This is a genomic window from Paenibacillus sp. 37, from assembly GCF_008386395.1.
Lineage (GTDB): Bacteria > Bacillota > Bacilli > Paenibacillales > Paenibacillaceae > Paenibacillus > Paenibacillus amylolyticus_B.
This window is the reverse complement of record NZ_CP043761.1, coordinates 17,359-36,196: the sequence shown is the minus strand read 5'-3', so window position 1 is coordinate 36,196 and position 18,838 is coordinate 17,359. Positions and strand designations below refer to the sequence as shown.

The window sequence follows — 18,838 nt, the reverse complement described above, 5'->3', positions numbered from 1 at the left end:
TGGTTCATTCAAATTTTACAGCGCTGCACGTACCCCTGCTTCCCACATTACGGTGCTGAGTGTGGCATACTCTTGCAGACTCAACGTCTCTCCACGTCGGGACGGTTGAATACCTGCCTGCTCCAGCAGAATGTCTGCCTGTCCCCGGTTCTCCTTTGTGAAGAAACGTGCCTTCAAGTTGTTTGAGATTGTTTTTCTCCGCTGGGCAAAAGAAGCCTGTACCACTTCGAAGTAGTGTGCTTCATCCGGAATCTCCACTGGCGGTTGCTCACGCACTTTCAGCTTAATGACAGCCGATTCCACATTAGGTTGCGGAATGAAGACCGTGGGCGGCACAATACACACAAGCTCCGGCATACTGTAATACTGAACTGCGATGCTTAGACTGCCGTAATCTTTTGATCCTGGTGCAGCAGCCATCCGTTCAGCCACTTCTTTTTGGATCATGACAACAATACTGTCTACCGGCAGCTTCTCTTCCAACAGTTTCATCATGATTGGAGTCGTTACATAATAAGGCAGGTTAGCCACGACACTGACTTTGTCCACGGATGCAAAATCCGTATTAAACAACTCAGCCAGATCAAGCTTCAACACATCCCCATGATGAACACGTACATTCGAATAAGGCTGCATCACTTCTCCCAGGATTGGGATCAAGCGCTGATCAATCTCTACGGCTGTGACAGGACCGGCTACCCGAGCCAGTCGCTCCGTAAGGGCTCCAATACCCGGCCCGATCTCTAGTGCGCCCTTGGACTCGTCCAGGTCGGCTGCATTAACGATTTTGTTCAGTATATTTTGATCGATCAAAAAGTTCTGACCCAGACTTTTCTTAAATGAGAATCCATGTTTTTGAATAATCTCTTTCGTTCGCTTAGGCGTTGCAATTTCTATCGTATCTTCCATGTCCTTCATATGCTCACAATCCTTCACGTTCAATTTGCGCTAATGCTGTAGAGAACTCTTCCCGTGTAATCTGAAATACACTGAGACGTTTGTGGAACTGCTTACCGTTACAATAACCGATGCCCAGCAGATTGCCCATCTCCATGCGACGTGCAGCAGCCTGCGGATGCACGATAAGTCCTGCCGCGATCAGGTCCTCCCAATCGATCAGGCTCGGAGCACCTTCGTATGATGTATGTACGCGCGCCAGAGCATGACGGATCGCCTCTGGTGAGGCATTCTCCACCCCAATGTCCCCTTTGCGCGTTGCATCGGCTTCCGGAATGAAAGCATGCTTGCATCCAGGCACCTTATTCGCAATAATTTTACGAATGCGTTCGCCGGCATGATCCGGATCTGTCAGTACAATGACTCCCCGTCTCTCCTGAGCAAGCGCAATCCGCTTCAGAATGCGTTGGTTGATGGCTGATCCGCCTGTTTCTATTGTATCGGCTTCCACGGCCCGACGAATGGCTACCGTATCATCACGGCCTTCAACCACAATGACTTCTTTTATCATGTTCCATTTCTTCCTTTCTAACGCAAAAAGAAGAGGAATATCCTCTTCTCTGCCAAACGGCGGGGGAGACTGAATTCAGACTCCTCCGCCGCATATTCCGCATGAATCATTCATGCAACTATTTTATAGCATTCCCATTTCAAAGTAAAACGATTTTAGTTCGCTTCCGGCTTCACCGGACCGATCACGTAGACCGTCTTGCCTTTCTTACGTCCAAAATTCAGGGCATGCTTCACACTGTCATAATACACATCAATTTTGTTGCCTTTAATCGCGCCGCCTGTGTCTTCCGCACGACGGAATCCCAGACCTTCGATATATACCCACCAGCCAATTGGAATGACTTTGGGATCAACCGCGATGGTGCGCCCTTCCGTTACACGAGTACCGGAAGCTGTTTTAGTTCCAATGCCAGGCTCTTCAGAAGAGTAGGCAGTCATAGATACATTTTTAAGTACTTTGGAGTATTTAAAAGAAGTCCCGGATACGGTAATCACTTTGCTGCCCGAGGCAGATGTTTTCTTCGAGTTCGTTGTTGTAGCCTTTTTGGTTGTTGAAGTTTGAGCCGATACGGTCTGAATCTCAGGTTCTTTCACGACCGGTTTTGCTTTGGTGCCGACAGCGATCACTTTATCTACACGATTATTCGCGACAGATTTGCGGACCATTTTTTTGGAGACCAATTCTCCATCCTGAAATACCTTTTCGATATGCTGCACAAGTTTGCCTTCTTTGCCGTTCACAACGACACGGTTATCCCCTTTGTACAAGCTAGGGTCAGCCGTTTTAATGACTTTGTAAGCGATCGGTTGCTCTACTTCGACTGTACGCTTTGTTACGCGCACTACACGGATCTTCATCTCCGCTTTGATCGCAGTTCCAAGCGCCGGATACACTTTATCATTACTTTCAACTTGAATACCTGATTTTTGAATTGCATCTTCTACCGATGAATCCGTTGTATACAGAGTCTTGGTGTCTCCGTCTGCCGTAATGTTAACTGGAACGGCCCGCTCAATAACAATTCGGTCTCCATCTGTAATTGCCCCGTTCATGGACATGGATACCTTATCGTGAGGGCTGACTGTGATCGACTGCTCCTCCAGCATTTCCTGAAGCATTCCTGTACGAGTCTCTACCACCTGAGCTTTGCCATCAATAACCAGTGAAATTTGTTTCCCGGCCTGACCGTAAACGACTAACAAGATCATGATTGTAAGCGCAATTGAGAAAATCGCGATCAATGCCATTTGACGCATGTTCTCATGCTTCCACCGCAACGCGAAAGACTTACTGGATGATCGTGACTCATGGGTCTCTTCTGGTTGGAATGTGCCCACTTCTCCGTCCTCCTTCATAGCCTCGCCGTCTAAAGTAATGCATGATGTCTTTGACGTGACTATACCAAATTTTCTACAGAACACAGATTGGACCAACATAATCCGGTTCTGCACCATGAATCAATCTTCGCAACATGATGTCATCCTCCTGAATACCTACCGTATGATGACAATATTTCTTTTATTCAAAAACAAAAAAGCCAAAGAAAGAGTGTAAGAGGAACTCTTTCGTGGCTTCCGAATGATTTTGAATATCGGAAATTCATGCACGAGGTTGCCTCTCTTTTTCCGCTTGCGAGGTTAGCTGTCGGGTTCGGGCGAAAGAGAGCCGCCCTATCTTGGGTCACCCGCTCATGGCGGACGCCCTTGAATTCACCCCGAGACCCAAAGAAGAAATCAAATACGGCTTCGCAGTTCCCTTCGCTGCTTTTGGGTCAGCGAACGTTGCGCATCGGCCAAATACACCGATGTTTAAGCCCTATTGGTTCCCCCGCTCTCCGTTAACGGAGACTCAGCGAGACTGATTCATGAAAGTAATGTTGTTTCATCGGAAAGTGTCCCTTTGTTCATCCCCCGAACATCTGTCCAATTTTCCGCACAACAATTCACTGAAAAGATGATATCCTGTTTTGATGCATGTTGTAAAGCGTTGATCAAGTACGTTTTTCTGAATATTTGGTTAAAATATTGTAATATTCTTGATTTATTTGGATCAAAGAGCAAATTACCTCCGCTTACCTGCCTTTTTCGCCTCATTTGCTCGTTTTTTTAACGAATTCCAAATCGTTCCATGGCATTTTTGGTTGTTATTGCAGTAATTTCCTCCACCGAAATGCCTTTAATTTCCGCAGCTGCCTCTGCAACCAGACGTACATGCGCTGTCTCATTTCGCTTTCCACGATAAGGGTGAGGTGTCAAATATGGAGCATCTGTTTCAATGAAAAACCGGTCCATAGGAACCTTCTCCAGCACCTCTTTGGGCTGCTTTGCATTTTTGAATGTGATCGGTCCTCCGAAGGAGAGATGGAAGCCCATATCGAGACAACTTTTGGCTGTTTCCCAGCTGCCCGAGAACGAGTGCATCACACCACCAACTTCACCCGCTTTCTCTTCACGCAAAATTCTTATGATATCCTCATGTGCATCCCGATTATGGATGACAATCGGCATGTTTACTTCACGCGCCAAAGCAATTTGTTGTCGTAATACGCGATGCTGTATTTCTTTTGGTGATGTATCCCAATGATAATCCAATCCAATCTCACCGATCGCAACCACTTTTTCATGTTTGCATAAAGATGCAATCCACTCCAAATCGCCGTCCTGCATTATGATCGCATCTACGGGATGCCACCCTACAGCTGCATATATAAAGTCATATGTTTCAGCGAGTTTCATTGTGGTTGGAATTGTCTCCCGGTTAAAACCAATGTTGATCATGCGACCAACTCCTGCATCCACAGCACGCTGAATCATGTCCTCGCGGTCCTCGTCGAATTGTGGTGCATCCAGATGTGTATGTGTGTCGAACAGCATCATGTCTGTATCTCCCTTCATGTCGAAATAACGACTATCTTCTTTTTCAAAATCAAATTTGTAAAATTCAATAATTCAATGACTCATACATAAAACATTTTGGGTATCTGTGTATTACATCATTACATTTGTTTCTTCACAACTACAATATATAGAAGATATACGGATATTCTGATCTATATATTGCTAATTGTGCTCATTCTTCCTGCTTGCATTTACAAAATTATGTCGATCTACATATACGCCCCATTAAAGCAGATTACTGTATCATGAAAAATAGCTCTTTTAGAAAGTGTTTTGATATCGAAATTCTTCATCGGATTATACCCACACGATTACAAGAAATAGGGGCGTATATGTGACGGTAATTCGTGAATAATCGCATCCACCTTATTTTGCGGGTAATACAAATGATGTTTCCCTCGGTGAAGCCCACTGATGGAACGGACAATGTCAGATACTTCTGACAACTCACGTAAATTGTCCTGTCGATCCAGAAGAAGAATCTGCTTATCTGTGGATTCATCCGGACGAAACACATCATACGGATTATCCGAGGGAAAATCAATTTCAAGATCATATTCGGGATCGAGACCAGCCTGTACAAAAGCTTCCCGAATCTCTTCCATCATTGTCAAGTCGACCTGTTCAAGCTCTACATACTTATATAACTTGCGATCCATAAAACGTTCGCATAACTCACTTAGAACAGTATCGTCCTCCTTTCGCCACTGTGTAAATGCCGTCTGAATTAAGGCTTCATCCAACTGCAAATATTCATCCACGGATAATTCTCCTCCAAATAATTGAGGGAGTGGATCAATCATGAAGCGAAATTGAAAACCATGCTGTATGAGTGTTTTTGCTCGCTTGAATATTTGCCGCAATATAATTTCAGAACTACGAGTTACCGGATGGAAGTAAATCTGCCAATACATCTGGTACCGAGACATGAGGTAATCCTCCACAGCATGCATGCCTGACTCCTTGACTACAATCCGCCCATGATAAGGACGCAGCATCCGAAGGATACGATCAAGGTCAATCGTGCCGTAATTTACACCTGTAAAATAGGCATCCCTGAGCAAATAGTCCATTCGGTCTGCATCAAGCGGACTGGTCACCAAGTTCACCACAATCGGCTTTTCATACGTTTTTTGGATGACAGACGCTACTTTCTCAGGAAAATCAGGAGCATACCGTCTTAAGATCGCCCCTACTTCGGTATCACCTGTAATAATGCGACAAGTCCAATCTTCGTGATTCATGTCAAAAGCTTCCTCGATGGAGTGAGAGAATGGCCCATGCCCGAGATCATGAAGTAGAGCTGCACACAGAGCTACAATCTTTTCTTCCTTCGGCCAATCCGAATAATGACTTCTTTCAAATTGAGAGATGATCTTGCGTGTGATCTCATAAACACCTAGTGAATGTGAGAACCGACTATGCTCTGCTCCGTGAAAGGTAAGGTAAGAAGTACCCAGCTGACGAATCCGGCGTAGACGCTGAAATTCCGGGGTGTTAATTAACTGCCATATAACCGGATCTTGCACGTGGATATAATTATGTACCGGATCTTTGAATACTTTCTCTTCCGTTAAACGTTGTTCCATGTCGACTCACTCCTTTAATTCCTTTTATATTAACGCTTTGAGCTCTGCGATTCACCTAATATTCGACACCATATGACGAACTTTGTCGAATGAAGTGGTTTTGTCGTTTTCCAAATCGACAAAGCTGACATTGAGGTTTAAATGCGAAAAACTGCTGCCAATCCCTTACCACCAGTAACCTTGTGAAAAACACCCTTAATTTTAAGCTAATTTTAAGGTTGACTGATTTGGGAATCGTTGGTATGATGAGTATCATAAAACATAAAATAATGTCGAATAATGACAAAGATAGTTAGCTGAGAGGAGCACTGATTATAATGATGAAATCAACAGGTATTGTAAGAAAAGTGGACGAACTGGGACGGGTAGTTATTCCAATTGAATTGCGCCGTACGCTCGGTATTGGTGAAAAAGATGCTCTGGAAATCTACGTTGACGGCGAGCGCATCATGTTGAAAAAATACGAGCCTGCTTGTATCTTCTGTGGTAATGCAGAGAACGTTACTTACTTCAAAGGTAAAATTGTTTGTAACGAATGTATTTCCGAAATCCCTGCACCTGTGACAAAATAAGAAAAACCAGGTATACTGGACTTATCTAAATTGTTATTTCTAACCTTTTAATATTCCTTAATGACCTTCCCGGTGTGAACCCCACCGCGGAAGGTATTTTTTTGCCTTGTTATGGGTTCCATTACCCAAAATGATTCCGTCACACGCGAACTGGGAGAGAACGATGAAATTGTTCGGAATTTTTTTTAGCCACGCTGCTCTTTTTAATATTCCACTAGGGTTGGATATAAGCTTCTTTTCAGGTTATGTTCCCCACAACAGTAGTTATTTGGTTAGATTACTACTCGATTAATGCATTATATACATCCCGCTTCGCCAGACCGCGATCGGTAGCCGTTTTTTTCATTGCATCTTTGCGGTTATGTCCTTCACCCTCATAATGGCTGACATGATCCGCGAGTGACATGAGCTGCCACCATGCTTCGCGCTCAGCCTTACGCTCCTCTTCCTTAATGCCTTCTACCAGCAAGCAGTACTCGCCAAGAGGCGGATGTTCTTCAAGCCAGTCTATGCATTCCCTCACGGTGCCCCTTGCGAATTCCTCATGACGCTTGGTTAGTTCACGTGCCAGGACAATCGAGCGATCACCCAGAATTTCTTCAAGGTGGACTAATGTTTTCCGGATACGGTGAGGCGATTCATAAAATAACAAAGTCCCGTTGGATTCGTCAAACGCCTCCAGCACTTTTCGCATGTCCTTTTTCTCCCGCGGCAAAAAACCGCCGAATGTAAAACGCTCCGTCGGTAATCCGGACACGATCAGAGCAGACAACGCAGCGTTGGGCCCCGGGATGGGAATGACCGTTATTCCGGCTTCCAGTGCAAGCTGTACAAGGTCAGAACCAGGGTCCGAAATGGCTGGCAAACCAGCATCGCTGACGAGTGCCAAATTTTTTCCTTCTATTATATAGCGTATCAGTTCAGGTCCACTCGCCCCCTTATTATGCTCATGATAACTAAACAGCATCGAAGGTGTAATTTCAAAATGGGTAAGCAGCTTTCGGGTCTGGCGTGTATCTTCTGCTGCAATGATGTCACAACTCTGCAATGTCTTGATGGCACGGAAGGTCATATCCTCCAGATTACCAATGGGTGTTCCAACCAGATAGAGCTTGCCTGATCCTTCAGGCTGCTCCGCATAGCTTTTTTGAATATGCAAAGTCATCTAAAGCCCTCCTTTCGTAGTACGCTCAGGTTGCTGACCATAGTAAATATCCATAATCTCTTCGCAGTATTTCCCCTCTTCATTGTAGACAATGAGTGGAGGAAGCATCCTTACTTCGGGTTTACCATCTTTCATTCCTTCAATTAACACCATGTTGGCTTCCAAATGAGCACGGGGATGTACCATCCGAATCCGTTTTGGTTCCAGCTTATATTCGCGCATGAGTGAGATAATCTCTGCAAGGCGCTGCGGACGATGAACCATCGATACTTTGCCGCCATTACGTACAAGTCGACTGCAAGCTTGTATCACTTCTTCCAGAGTACATCCGATCTCATGACGTGCCATTGCCTGATGTGTGTTCATTTTAAGATCACTGCCATTCAGAGGCATGTATGGAGGATTAACCGTTATTGCATCGTATACAGCATGTCCTGTTTCTTTCACCAGTTCTCGCAAATCACCTTCACGAATCATAATCGACTCATCCAATGCATTTAATTGCACACTGCGACGCGCCATATCAGCCAAACGTGGCTGAATCTCGATCCCTTCCAGACTAGCCTGCGTACGCGTTGTAAGCAAAATGGGAACCACCCCGTTACCCGTACACAAATCAAGTACACGACCCCGTTTAGGTACCGAAGCAAACCGGGCTAATAATACGGCATCCATCGAAAAACTAAACACTTCATCACTTTGAATGATTCTCAGATCATGAGAGAGCAGATCATCAATCCGCTCTGACTCATGTAACACAACTTCATTTGCTTTCATATGTTACGCTCATCCTCCGGTACTCTATATCTCATGTTCGTTTAGTTTAGGTTTATAACCTTGAAAAAAAACCGTAGGGGATCCCTACGGTCACTTCATTTATTCAAAAAAGACAGGCAGAACAGACAATCGCCTTCCGTCCGCAAATGTCCATAATAGACGTTGCAGATATGGAAGCCTTCGTGATACAACCGGGCTAGATTATCATACCCTTCACCCACAACATCCTCGCCTGTAGCCGGACCTGCTGGTCTTGCTACAGGAGCGAGTGCTGAGGAGATCGGCAGATCTGCCGGAGCCTCACGTTTGAGCAGTTTGCGTAACTGCTCATTCTCGATGGTAAGCCGCTGATTATCTTCAAGCAGCTCCTTCACAATCATTTTTAACTCTCCTAAATCACCGTGCAACTGACCCAGTTGGGTTTCCATTTCATGAATGTGCGTAAACAGATTTTTCTTTTCCAAGTTTCCACCCCGAAGCAACCTTTATGGTTTACTTGATAACGACGTCATCCAGCGGAAGTTCTTTGACTTTACTGATGTCGAACAGTTGAACATGGACTGTGCGGCTACCGGCATTAATTCCGACAACTTTTCCTTCACCCAATGAGGTGACGACCAATTTGCCTACAGCTGGCAGTTCTTCTCTCACACTTTCATAGTTATCATGCTCAAATTTCAGACAGCACATGAGTCTTCCGCACAACCCTGAAATTTTCGTCGGATTCAGTGACAGGCTCTGATCTTTAGCCATCTTGATTGATACCGGCTCAAAGTCTCCCAGCCAGGAAGAACAACACAACACACGGCCGCAAGGTCCGATTCCACCAAGCATCTTCGCTTCATCACGTACACCAATCTGTCTCAGCTCGATTCGTGTCCGGAATATGCTTGCCAGATCCTTGACCAGCTCCCGGAAATCAACTCTTCCTTCAGCTGTAAAATAAAAAATAATTTTATTGCGATCAAACGTAAATTCCACATCGACCAGCTTCATTTTGAGGCCATGGTCTTTGATTTTATTTAAACAAGTACCGAATGCTTCTTTGGCTGCACGCTTGTTCTCATCAACCACACGGGCATCTGTCTCGCCCGCAACGCGGATGACTTTCTTCAGCGGCAACACCACATCGGACTCGCCCACTTCCTTCTTACCTACGACAACCTTACCGTACTCAACCCCCCGCGCTGTCTCCACGATAACGCAGTTTTCTTTCTCAATGGGAAGGTCCAGGGGATCGAAGTAATAAATTTTGCCCGCTTTTTTGAAACGGACACCCACTACACTGTACAAAAAATTAACCCCCTTGTAAGCCAACCCCACTTCGTCTGAAGCCCCGTCTTCTTAGGGAACCGGCCGAAGTTATAACCGTTTGCATATGATTGGAGCTAACTTTGCCCTCTCCCAGTCTTATGCCAAACCGATCAAAAATTGCTCCAGACAAAGCTGGCCATTGACGTTAAAACGCAATTTTTTTCTGCATGCTGCGGCCATATCCATATAGGAGACCCACTGCTCTGTGCTGCGGGTATGTGCCAACTGAGATAACATGTCTAACTGATCTATAAAAACGATATGTTCATGCCTATCGTACTGAACATACAGCATGTCCCTAAACCATAGATGGAACAAACTGAGTAACATGTCCAGGTGTTCAGAGAGTCCGGTTTTAAAAAGCTTCTGCTGTGCAGAGATCAATGATGTACTTCCTCTACCCAGGGACTCCTTCCCTAATTGTAACATTACGTTTCTAATTTCTGCAAACCAATTCTGCTGGAGAATTTCTCTACATGCTTCCAATCCTGACGCTAAATGGACGGCAGAGCGAGCCAGATTGGCAGGGTTCCCTTCCTCGATCAGGGATTGCAGCATCTCTTCCGGATTAAGTGCGCTGAACGGCACCAATTGGGAGCGTGAGCGGATTGTTGGCAACATGGCCTGTCCATTATCTGTAATCAGGATGCCAACTGCCGGTACCTGCGGTTCCTCCAAAAATTTCAACAAACTGTTTGCTGCCTGCACCGTCATTTTCTCGGCTTGTTCTATAATATATACCTTGGGATGGCCTGCCTCGGATCTGTATGAAAAAATACGCTGCAGATCCCGGATTTGATCTATTTTAATGTTGTTTCCATCTGGTGCAAGCATGGTTAGATCCGGATGGTTACCATGATCCACCTTACGACATTCAAGACACTGCCCGCACGCGTCATCTTCAAGTTCTGTACAGAAGATTGCTTTGGCAAAGGTAATTGCCGTCTTCCGTTGACCACTACCAGCAGGACCGCTAAACAAATATGCGTGGCTTATCGCCTGTCGTCTCAAACTGCTTTGTAACATTTGCTTGGCCGCTTGTTGACCCATAATCTGTTGAAAGGACATACTTCCTCCTCAGAAGCTTAAATTAATAAGCATCCCCCGAATTTCGCCTACTTGTTGCAATAGAGAGATTTTTCCTTCTTCTGTATCCAGCAATTCATCAGCCATGGATAACAGAGCGGAGTCAATTTCATCAATCAGCTTATAACGCTTGCCTCTGCCGCGACGATCCCAACCCCTTGTCTCTTTCATGGATACACCGCGACGAACGGTCTCTTCCAGGAACCTTTTAACAAGTTGCTTATACGCCTTCAGTTCACGAATCGTCATGGAACGTGCCAGGCGATCGCCCTGAAGCTGGATTTCACTAAACCGGCGATTCAGTTCAGCTTGTGAGGCCCGTTCCCCCTGGTGGTTCATCATATCAGAGAAATTTTTGGATTGAACCGGTTTGGAACCTGAATCAGTAGAACTGATCCCGCTCTGAATCGGTCTGAATCCAGGATTGATTTTCATGGATACGCCCGCTTTCTATCATAGTTAGCCACAATCGCCCATCAGCACAGTGCGCGCTGCGCCTGTGCGTGAGGATGAGGCTTTTATATATGCTGATCACACTCTATATATAATGGTAGATACACATCACCATCAAGGACTTGTTGTTTGTAGTCAGCCTCTTTCCGGATGAGCATTCCCCAGCTAGGAAATGCTCATCCGGAAAGAGTGTGCCAATTCTTCTGTTCCAGAAAGGCGGCTCCATAAGTGGCACGCACGAACTTCATTTAAATCTTCTTGCATCCATCGTTTCCAACATGCTATTGATCATGAAAGACCCTCATGGGTTCCATGCAAAAAGTGTAAATTAGAAATGTTCGAAGCGATCTACCGGGAGAACAAATACAGTAGCTCCACCTACTTGAACTTCAACAGGTAGCGGCAGGTAAGAGTCGGTTGTTCCACTCATCGGTGTGACCGGAGTCACGAGCTGTTCACGAACCTTACAGCTGCTGCGAATGACGTTCATTACGGACTCGACTTGACCATCATCGACACCGATCATAAACGTCGTGTTGCCTGCCTTCAAAAATCCACCCGTACTGGCCAACTTGGTTGCCCGAAAGTTTGCTTTGACCAATGCGCTGGATAATCGGTTGCTGTCTTTATCCTGTATAATCGCAACAATCAGTTTCATCCTGCATAACCTCCTTTAGAATAAGCACCTTTATCAAATGCCCTGTCTATATATTAGACAATTACTCGTCAAAATCCTTCAAAATCCCTGTCTCCAGCGACAAAATCATTGCTGCCAAGACATCCTCCTGCTTCATAGAAGCATCGATAACTCTGAATCGTTCCGGGAACTGCTCTTTTAATAGGAAGTAACCCTCTCGCACTTTACGGTGAAACTCCAGATTTTCCAGATCCAGACGGTTCACTTCTCGGCCATCATGAGCATCGATCCGGGCAAGCCCCACTTCAGGCTCAATGTCCAGATATAAGGTCACATCCGGCATGAGATCACCGATCGCAAAACGATTAATGGCCCATACATTCTCTATCCCGAGTCCACGGGCGTAGCCTTGATAGACCAGACTGCTATCGACAAATCGGTCACAGATGACTGCTTTTCCAGCTCTCAGCGCAGGCTCTACTTTCTCCGCCAGATGCTGGCTGCGTGCAGCTGCATACAATAGCGCTTCGGTTCGAGCATCCATTGCCGTATGAAGAGGGTCCAGAATAATCGAACGTATTTTCTCCGCAATCTCAATTCCACCAGGCTCTCGCGTAACTACGTAAGGTATACCCCGTTCTTCAAAATAAGAACCTATTCTACCGATCATCGTTGTTTTACCGGAACCCTCTCCCCCTTCCAGCGTAATGAATTTACCTCTGCCCTGCATATGCTTCCCTGCTTTCTATGTCGATAATTGCATCTATTGCTGCTGTAATTGAAAATGCTTAGACCCTCTTGCTACAGGATATGATTTCCCCCGCCCAGAGGTGTATAGCTACAGCTATATCGGTACGTAATATTAACACCAAGATCATACAAGCTTGTTTCTTTCTATCATACTATAGGTCAGCAGTTACTCCAACATGAACAACAAACTAAAGCGCTCAACCGTAGATGATCCATACCCATAATGGAAGCATAATTGATCCGGCAATGGCACTTACAATCATGGAAACTGAACTTAGGGCTACCGCATTCTCTCCATACTCAAAAGACCTTGCCATGCCGAGGGCATGAGATGCTGAACCCAGTCCAATTCCATAGGCATGTTTACTGCGGACTTTGGCCCATTTCAAGAGCATCGGCCCCAATAATATCCCTGAGAATCCTGCAATCATCACAAAAAGCGATGTGAATGAGGCATTCCCTCCAACCTGATTAGCCAGTTGAATAGCCACAGGAGTTGTCACGGATTTTGGCAATAAAGCGATGACCATTTCCTGAGGATAGCCAAGCAGAATGGCGATTAAAGCCCCTGTGGAGACACCTGTAATACTGCCTCCGATTGTTCCACCCACAATTGGAATGATATTTTGCTTCAGCACATGCAGATGTCTGGACAAGGGAAAAGCGAGAGATACAACTGCTGGACCCAAGAGCTCCTGTATCCATTTGCCACCCAGCATGTACGTATCCAGCTTTATACCGGAAATCACCAAAATCAGGATCAGTATGGCAGTCGTTGTAAGTACAGGCATAAGTATTGGCCATCTCAGCCTTTTATATAGACTAGTGGCTGGAATGTATACAGCGATGGTTAGCGCGATCATTCCAATTCCGAGGATGAATGCTGACAAGTGATCGCCTCCTTTTTGCCTGAATGAGACGATCTCCATGCCATAAGCCACTCACTTAATTTGGCAGATATCAGACATGTGATTAATGTGCTAACGATCAAACCAAGAACCAATAACAAGGTGTTGGCTCTAAAAAACTCAAAATGATTAATGATGCCCACAGTAGGTGGAATGAACAATAATTGCAAATGGGATTGAAGCCAAGTTGACCCTTCTTCTCCCCAGCTCATTTTGACCCATCCCAGTTGAATGGCAATAAACAAAACCAGCATACCCACAATACTTCCTGTTAACGGCAGATGTAATAGAGTTTGAATGAAGTTGCCAATCCAGTAAAAACCGTACATCAACAAAACTTGCAGGACTATTCCTGTATATTTTTTTAGCGGAATACCCAAAGTGTTCCCTTCTTTCTTATGTCTATCTTTGTAAGTTGAACTAGAGCGTGTCTTCAAACTGAACGTGTCTGGATCAGGGCACGGAGCGGGAGCGCTAACGACCCTGTGACGTCTTATTCAGCGATTTGAAGCGCCCGCAGCAATCTAAGGAATCTGAAACACGCTATATTGGAATAACCAGCCGTTTACAGCGTGTTTGTTAGGTGAATTTGGTTAATAACGTATCTCAGGTTCCTTACAAAATAAAAGGAGGACTCGAAGGCTAAATAAGACGTCCTCGGTTCCTTAGAAAATCGTCTGGACAATTCGCCAGGATAAGCAATCCTTGACTTCAAGATGTTGGACCCTGACATCCTTCAACGTATTGCATGCCTGAGTTTGAAGACACACCCTAGCAACTAGATTAATGACCAAGAGACCCTCACATGTGTAGGGTCCGGTATCGTATTGGTCATATAGACTACCTATTGGTGAACGCATTCAGAGATTTCATATGTTCCTTTCAATCCTTCATGACCTTCAATACTTGTAGAGATGCATCTGATACCCCGTGAAACTTTGCTCCTTCATCCCGCAGGAGTTGTATACGTGTCACCATCGATGGACTTAGGCGTTCACCCGGATAGACAAGCGGAATCCCTGGAGGATACGGGACTACCATCTCAGCTGATCGACAACCTGCACTTTCTACTATCGGGACATTGATCGTATCCGTCTCTACAATCGGTTGCAGTGTAAAGGAAATCGGTTCCGAGTGGCAAGTATTTTCTTGTAAATTGTTCCACGTGGAAATATAATGGGCCGAACCTTTCGCAATCTGTTGCGATGGCTCTGCATTGGATTGGACCTGCTCATGCCCATCGGCAGAGCTGATATGGTGTAAAGCCTGCAACAGGTGCTGAGCATCTTGCACCGTTGAGCCCAGGCTGAAGAGCAAGACGACGTACCGTTCGTCGCTCATCTCAGGCACACAGCCGCATGCTTCCAGCTGCTGCTGTAGCCCATAACCGCTCAGCACCCCTGCGCCGTCATAGATGACGGCCTTGAATGGGTCCTGAGCGGTGTACCCCGCGGCAGAATGCATCGCCGCCGCGGTCAGGCCCTCCCGTGTCTGCTGCGCAGCGGACACGGACATGCCAGCCGGCTTCGCTATTCCGGCTGGCGTTTCTGGCTGCAGCGGCTGTGCAGGCTGCAGCAACTGGAAGCGCGGCAGCTCCGCGAGGCCGCGCTTAAAGGCATTCACGGCGGCGAGCCCCGCCGTGAATGTGTTCGCGCCCTGCAGGTGCAGCAGCCGGCGCGCCAGATCAAGCGAAGCCATCACCGGGTATGATGGGCTTGAGCTTTGCACCATGGCCAGGCGCTGCCTTAACAGGGAACGGTTTAACCGTGTTCCCTGAATGTGCAGCATGGCACCCATGGTGAAAGCTGTCAGCATCTTATGCGTCGACTGCACAACACCGTCTGCTCCGCATGACAGTGCAGAGACAGGCAGCTCCGGATGCTGCCCATAATGCGCGCCATGCGCTTCATCCACGAGCAATGGCATGCCAGCAACGTGGCATACCTCGGTTATGGGCGTCAGATCAGCGCCCATGCCGTAGTAATTGGGCAAAGTGACCAACACGCCCTTTGCCTCAGGATAGGCCTGGACAGCTGCCTGCACCGTCTCCACCGACGGCATGACCGCAAGTCCAGACGCAGGATCGACCCACGGCTCCAGAAATACAGCTCTTGCGCCCGCCAGCATCAACCCGTGAATAACGGATTTATGTACATTCCGCTGCACCAGCACAATACTATTCGGCTCATCACATACGGTGAGCAGTAAGGAAAGATTACCTGCTGTACTACCTCCCACAAGGAAGAAACTCTCCTCCGCACCAAAACAATCTGCCGCAAGCTCCTGTGCTTCCTGGATCACACCTTCTGGATGATGCAAATCGTCGGTGCCCGTAATTTCCGTAACATCCATCTCCATCATCTCCAGGAATGAACGATCCGGTACCAATCCTACTTCCGAAGGAACCCCTTCATCGCCACAACGCTCCCCACTCCCCATGTCAGCCCCATGTTTCTCCACTGAACTGAATTGCTCTATCCTTCGGTTAACGTTCCCTCCTGCATCGCTCTGAATCACTCCGTGCTGTTGTTCCTCATTAACAATATCCTTAGCTGGAGATTGCCCTGCTTCTGCTTGTTCCAGCAAATGTCGGTAAGCTTGTCCATTCTTATGCCCAGGCACATGAAAAGAACGCTGCTTCGAATCACGATACGCAAGCAACGCTTCATATAAAGGGGCTCTACTTGATTTATTTTTATGATCCATGAAATAACCATCCTGTACATATATAATGTGCGCCCTACCCGGTTCCAAATGCTTCCTAATCCAAGGGAACGCCCTTCTTCCCCATCTCCACACGCTCTACTGCAAATGATCTATACCATTATATCAGCATACGCCTTCCCAAGATGGCAAACAAGACATTCTCTTCTCTTAAAAACAGAAAAAGGCCCATTGGGCCTCTATACACATCAGCATCGTTAGAATGTGATGTTTCGCTTCTACTTCTATTAGCAACATTCATTATGCGTTTTTTTGTACCCAAATTTGCTTCATCTGATGAATAAAATAATTGTACTTGGCATCTTGCGCGTCGGTATGAACCATTTCTGCTTCACAAGTGTCACATATGAATTCAGATACAATAAAAATGCCTTCTCTTTTTCTTTGCTCGCAGATAATACATGTGTGTTCGGCATGTTCTTCCATGAACCATCCCACCTTGTTTTACGTTTACTATCAGTATTGCACAGTTTCTATTATTTTAAACATTTTCATAGTGCTTTCTTTCTATAAAATATATATATTCGCCCACCCCCTCGTGGGTGTCTGTACCGAAAAATACATTCATTCTCCCTACAAGAACATTCACCTGCTTATGTATGTACAGTTATCCTACATTCCATCGCATTTACCTCTACATCACGTATCTCTTGGTCTGACTCAAACTTATATTCAATTTCCTTAAAAAAACTTGGAATCCCAGCCGATATATAATACATGATAACGATATCAAAGCCTGACAGTCCGTGTATTCGGGAGTATACTAAGATAAGCTCCGTCGAATCTCAATATCTTGTACAATCGTCATGGCGTGAGATACAAGGTTCATATACATACATGCATGATTCATTCCCTTTTACTCGTGTAAGAAAAACGAATACCTACCCCACACAAACGTGAATCCGAAGGAGGATATATAATCGTATGATCGCCGAACCGGAGAATAAAGCAACATTTTATCAATACCGGCTTCTGAAAAAAAAGGCTATCGCCCGCAGTGTCATTTACAGCTATCTGTGTCTGCCGGTCATCATGCTCTTATTCAATCTACTCGCATTCTCCTGGACTGGCCTCTTCTTTTTTGTACTGGCAGGTCCAATCACCATCTGGATTCATTATGTCATCGCCAGAACCATATTACTTCTGGTCCGTACATCTTACGCCAAACGCTGGCGCTGGAATCTGCGTATGCCCTGGTTAGGTTATATCCCTGATCAGCATTTTAGCTTCCGTATGTTTGTCCGGGTGCACCTTAACATGAGTTGGATTGGACTATGTATCATTACAGTATGTTTGATATGGTCGCCATTGTCTTTCACCCTCTCGCTGATCTTCTGGCATTTGTGGTTGCTGGGCCCTCGCTTATATGTTGTAATGGTTCTCTCCCGCGAGCGCAAAGACGGACTTATCAAATTGAATGAACAAGATGTCTCATACTATCTGCAATAACACTCCCTCATTTATGCAATACTCAATGTACCTTACTTACTTGTAATACATAACCGCTGAGCCCTTCGAATAATCTGATACAAAAACATGATCGTTGTATCGTTCAGTTGACTCAGCCTCACATGCTCAAATAAAGGTTATCCACTGTGGATAACCTTTATTTATTGTTCCTTTCTCATCCATTATCCACAGTATGGGTATAGTAAAATGAGTTATCCCCATTCGAGTCTCCGTTCTTCTCCTCTTTTCCTCCCGCTGCTCCATTCCTTCTGAACCTGTATGACCTGTGATCCACCATACGTGATAGGTTCTCCCATCATTACTAAAGCCTACTTCGCTAAATAACAAAAAGCCCCCGTTCAAGTACACGGGAGCTTTACTATATTTTAAGGAACATCACAACGTTAATTAATCATATACAACCTTACCCGCAACAGCTCAATCGTCTTCAGCCAATGATTTAACTGTCGTTTGAGTAGCATCATTTCTAGGAACCATTAGTGTAAAGGAACCATCATGTACTGCTAAATGCACAGTATGTCCTTCCTTTGCAAATACACGCAAGGTACTGGATTCATTGGATGTACCCTTGGCTTGCCTCTCTGTCCAACCCCAGCTTTTAATCTCGTCTAGATATACCTCAGGCAAGCTAGTACTCTCACTAATACCAGACAGCGTATATCGAACATAATCCATGTCCGAATTATTTTCAGACTGGTCAGATTTATTCGCTACTTTAGGCACCGGAAAACTCTTCTCGTTCACCGCACCTTCATATGAAGTCCATACAGATCCTGATGCTTCACCGCATCCTGCTAGAACAACGGTCAAACAAAGCAACAGAAATGATTGTAGTCCAAGTCTCCGCCAACTTAACACACACACCCTCCTTTTCACAGCTGCACATTCCAGCTCTGTGGTCAGGTACTTTTAGCATATTTAACATAGTCCTATTATACTGGTTTTGCCGCTGTTATCCGTAACAAAAATGTTACCTTCCAGTATCGATCATGTCAGAGCTTCCACTTATCATACTTAATCCTTAT

20 protein-coding genes and 1 riboswitch are annotated in these 18,838 nt (G+C 45.6%); of the genes, 2 read left to right on the top strand and 18 right to left on the bottom strand.

What is annotated here, in order from left to right; translation table 11 throughout:
- Positions 1-15 precede the first annotated feature (15 nt).
- The 5 genes from rsmA to F0220_RS00140 all read right to left on the bottom strand — a co-directional run bounded on the left by rsmA (position 16) and on the right by F0220_RS00140 (position 5,957).
- Positions 16-918: a 16S rRNA (adenine(1518)-N(6)/adenine(1519)-N(6))-dimethyltransferase RsmA gene (gene rsmA, locus F0220_RS00160; protein WP_105602450.1), complete on the bottom strand. Its 903-nt coding sequence runs from the start codon at positions 916-918 to the stop codon at positions 16-18.
- 4 nt (positions 919-922) lie between these two features.
- Positions 923-1,468 carry a ribonuclease M5 gene (gene rnmV / locus F0220_RS00155; RefSeq protein WP_017691379.1) on the bottom strand — a complete coding sequence of 182 codons (546 nt, stop codon included), beginning with the start codon at positions 1,466-1,468 and terminating at the stop codon, positions 923-925.
- Between the two features lie 155 nt (positions 1,469-1,623).
- On the bottom strand, positions 1,624-2,808 hold the full coding sequence (locus F0220_RS00150) for a resuscitation-promoting factor (protein ID WP_091018335.1): 1,185 nt from the start codon (positions 2,806-2,808) through the stop codon (positions 1,624-1,626).
- A gap of 273 nt (positions 2,809-3,081) precedes the next feature.
- Positions 3,082-3,335, bottom strand: a riboswitch (cyclic di-AMP (ydaO/yuaA leader).
- 241 nt (positions 3,336-3,576) lie between these two features.
- Entirely contained in the window at positions 3,577-4,347 is a 771-nt protein-coding gene (locus tag F0220_RS00145; protein ID WP_181155620.1) for a TatD family hydrolase, read from the bottom strand.
- A gap of 332 nt (positions 4,348-4,679) precedes the next feature.
- Positions 4,680-5,957, bottom strand: a complete 1,278-nt coding sequence (locus F0220_RS00140) for an HD domain-containing protein (RefSeq protein ID WP_091018341.1) — start codon at positions 5,955-5,957, stop codon at positions 4,680-4,682.
- Between the two features lie 317 nt (positions 5,958-6,274).
- Between F0220_RS00140 and F0220_RS00135 the strand changes: the two genes are divergently transcribed.
- Positions 6,275-6,529, top strand: a complete 255-nt coding sequence (locus tag F0220_RS00135; protein WP_024633700.1) for an AbrB/MazE/SpoVT family DNA-binding domain-containing protein — start codon at positions 6,275-6,277, stop codon at positions 6,527-6,529.
- 280 nt (positions 6,530-6,809) lie between these two features.
- On the opposite strand, the gene rsmI is transcribed toward F0220_RS00135, so the two are convergent.
- From rsmI to F0220_RS00075, 12 genes are all read right to left on the bottom strand, one after another.
- Entirely contained in the window at positions 6,810-7,694 is an 885-nt protein-coding gene (gene rsmI / locus F0220_RS00130) for a 16S rRNA (cytidine(1402)-2'-O)-methyltransferase (protein ID WP_036606130.1), read from the bottom strand.
- Positions 7,695-8,471 carry a tRNA1(Val) (adenine(37)-N6)-methyltransferase gene (locus F0220_RS00125; RefSeq protein WP_091018344.1) on the bottom strand — a complete coding sequence of 259 codons (777 nt, stop codon included), beginning with the start codon at positions 8,469-8,471 and terminating at the stop codon, positions 7,695-7,697.
- A gap of 95 nt (positions 8,472-8,566) precedes the next feature.
- On the bottom strand, positions 8,567-8,935 hold the full coding sequence (gene yabA / locus F0220_RS00120) for a DNA replication initiation control protein YabA (RefSeq protein WP_017691386.1): 369 nt from the start codon (positions 8,933-8,935) through the stop codon (positions 8,567-8,569).
- A 28-nt stretch (positions 8,936-8,963) separates the two neighbouring features.
- Positions 8,964-9,764 carry a PSP1 domain-containing protein gene (locus tag F0220_RS00115; RefSeq protein WP_053778939.1) on the bottom strand — a complete coding sequence of 267 codons (801 nt, stop codon included), beginning with the start codon at positions 9,762-9,764 and terminating at the stop codon, positions 8,964-8,966.
- A gap of 117 nt (positions 9,765-9,881) precedes the next feature.
- Positions 9,882-10,853, bottom strand: coding sequence for a DNA polymerase III subunit delta' (holB, locus tag F0220_RS00110; protein WP_091018346.1), 972 nt, complete (start codon positions 10,851-10,853; stop codon positions 9,882-9,884).
- A 9-nt stretch (positions 10,854-10,862) separates the two neighbouring features.
- Entirely contained in the window at positions 10,863-11,306 is a 444-nt protein-coding gene (locus tag F0220_RS00105) for a YaaR family protein (protein WP_017691389.1), read from the bottom strand.
- Positions 11,307-11,652: 346 nt separating this feature from the next.
- Positions 11,653-11,982, bottom strand: a complete 330-nt coding sequence (locus F0220_RS00100; protein WP_017691391.1) for a cyclic di-AMP receptor DarA — start codon at positions 11,980-11,982, stop codon at positions 11,653-11,655.
- Positions 11,983-12,043: 61 nt separating this feature from the next.
- Entirely contained in the window at positions 12,044-12,691 is a 648-nt protein-coding gene (gene tmk, locus F0220_RS00095) for a dTMP kinase (RefSeq protein ID WP_105602451.1), read from the bottom strand.
- Positions 12,692-12,908: 217 nt separating this feature from the next.
- Entirely contained in the window at positions 12,909-13,601 is a 693-nt protein-coding gene (locus F0220_RS00090) for an LrgB family protein (protein WP_105602453.1), read from the bottom strand.
- Positions 13,571-13,999, bottom strand: coding sequence for a CidA/LrgA family protein (locus F0220_RS00085; RefSeq protein WP_105602454.1), 429 nt, complete (start codon positions 13,997-13,999; stop codon positions 13,571-13,573). Before F0220_RS00085 ends, F0220_RS00090 begins: the two co-directional genes overlap by 31 nt.
- A gap of 502 nt (positions 14,000-14,501) precedes the next feature.
- Positions 14,502-16,325 carry an aminotransferase class I/II-fold pyridoxal phosphate-dependent enzyme gene (locus F0220_RS00080; protein ID WP_149846224.1) on the bottom strand — a complete coding sequence of 608 codons (1,824 nt, stop codon included), beginning with the start codon at positions 16,323-16,325 and terminating at the stop codon, positions 14,502-14,504.
- Between the two features lie 258 nt (positions 16,326-16,583).
- Positions 16,584-16,769: a sigma factor G inhibitor Gin gene (locus F0220_RS00075; RefSeq protein WP_017691396.1), complete on the bottom strand. Its 186-nt coding sequence runs from the start codon at positions 16,767-16,769 to the stop codon at positions 16,584-16,586.
- Positions 16,770-17,267: 498 nt separating this feature from the next.
- Here F0220_RS00075 and F0220_RS00070 point away from each other — a divergent pair, with 498 nt between their 5' ends.
- Positions 17,268-17,792: a hypothetical protein gene (locus F0220_RS00070; protein WP_076216777.1), complete on the top strand. Its 525-nt coding sequence runs from the start codon at positions 17,268-17,270 to the stop codon at positions 17,790-17,792.
- Positions 17,793-18,230: 438 nt separating this feature from the next.
- On the opposite strand, the gene F0220_RS00065 is transcribed toward F0220_RS00070, so the two are convergent.
- Positions 18,231-18,671, bottom strand: a complete 441-nt coding sequence (locus F0220_RS00065) for a hypothetical protein (RefSeq protein WP_017691399.1) — start codon at positions 18,669-18,671, stop codon at positions 18,231-18,233.
- Positions 18,672-18,838 lie beyond the last annotated feature (167 nt).

Coding starts and splice junctions, on each gene's coding strand:
- F0220_RS00080 (WP_149846224.1), bottom strand. CDS start 16,325: ATGGATCATAAAAATAAATCAAGTAGAGCCCCTTTATATGAAGCGTTG.
- rsmI (WP_036606130.1), bottom strand. CDS start 7,694: ATGACTTTGCATATTCAAAAAAGCTATGCGGAGCAGCCTGAAGGATCA.
- rnmV (WP_017691379.1), bottom strand. CDS start 1,468: ATGATAAAAGAAGTCATTGTGGTTGAAGGCCGTGATGATACGGTAGCC.
- F0220_RS00135 (WP_024633700.1), top strand. CDS start 6,275: ATGATGAAATCAACAGGTATTGTAAGAAAAGTGGACGAACTGGGACGG.
- F0220_RS00125 (WP_091018344.1), bottom strand. CDS start 8,471: ATGAAAGCAAATGAAGTTGTGTTACATGAGTCAGAGCGGATTGATGAT.
- F0220_RS00100 (WP_017691391.1), bottom strand. CDS start 11,982: ATGAAACTGATTGTTGCGATTATACAGGATAAAGACAGCAACCGATTA.
- F0220_RS00140 (WP_091018341.1), bottom strand. CDS start 5,957: ATGGAACAACGTTTAACGGAAGAGAAAGTATTCAAAGATCCGGTACAT.
- F0220_RS00070 (WP_076216777.1), top strand. CDS start 17,268: ATGATCGCCGAACCGGAGAATAAAGCAACATTTTATCAATACCGGCTT.
- rsmA (WP_105602450.1), bottom strand. CDS start 918: ATGAAGGACATGGAAGATACGATAGAAATTGCAACGCCTAAGCGAACG.
- F0220_RS00105 (WP_017691389.1), bottom strand. CDS start 11,306: ATGAAAATCAATCCTGGATTCAGACCGATTCAGAGCGGGATCAGTTCT.
- F0220_RS00075 (WP_017691396.1), bottom strand. CDS start 16,769: ATGGAAGAACATGCCGAACACACATGTATTATCTGCGAGCAAAGAAAA.
- F0220_RS00145 (WP_181155620.1), bottom strand. CDS start 4,347: ATGATGCTGTTCGACACACATACACATCTGGATGCACCACAATTCGAC.
- holB (WP_091018346.1), bottom strand. CDS start 10,853: ATGTCCTTTCAACAGATTATGGGTCAACAAGCGGCCAAGCAAATGTTA.
- tmk (WP_105602451.1), bottom strand. CDS start 12,691: ATGCAGGGCAGAGGTAAATTCATTACGCTGGAAGGGGGAGAGGGTTCC.